Annotated in this window: 1 protein-coding gene; it reads left to right on the top strand. The window is 55.9% G+C overall.

Going from position 1 to position 505, the window contains the following annotated elements; genetic code table 11:
* A partial coding sequence (locus PORUE0001_RS10805) for a hypothetical protein (protein ID WP_039865242.1) occupies positions 1-296 on the top strand: 296 nt, incomplete at its 5' end.
* Positions 297-505 lie beyond the last annotated feature (209 nt).

Consider the following 505-nt stretch of genomic DNA (forward strand, 5'->3'; position numbering starts at 1 on the left):
GGTGGAACTCTCCGATCCCCACGGAGGAACGAATAGATCCCAAGGGAGGGACGAAGAAATCCCTAGGGAGGAAATCCGAAATTCATCGGAACTTCGATTTCATTCTTCCGAAGTTTTATTTCTCGGTTCCGTGGAGAATCTTCGTTTCCTCGGTAGCTATTGGGCAATTCTTCCGTGGGGGGTGCGCTTGGTCGGCAAGGCTTCCCAGAAAAAAGCACCCCCACCTACTGAGCGGTGAGGGTGCTGATGCGATATGTTGCGGGGTGGCTTTCGTCGCTAAACCTATATTCCGCTAATCTTACGAGTAGCCCGGTGCTTTCTAAGTTCAAATGCAAGTAAAAAGCGAAGTTTTTTTCGTCTTGGATGCTCGGTCGACTTCTCTTCGTAACCGNGGNGCGCGCGCGCGCGCGCGCGCGCGCGCGCGTCGTCGTCGTCGTCGTCGTCGTCGTCGTCGTCGTCGTCGTCGTCGTCGTCGTCGTCGTCGTCGTCGTCGTCGTCGTCGTCG

This window comes from Porphyromonas uenonis 60-3, from assembly GCF_000174775.1.
GTDB classification, from domain to species: domain Bacteria; phylum Bacteroidota; class Bacteroidia; order Bacteroidales; family Porphyromonadaceae; genus Porphyromonas; species Porphyromonas uenonis_A.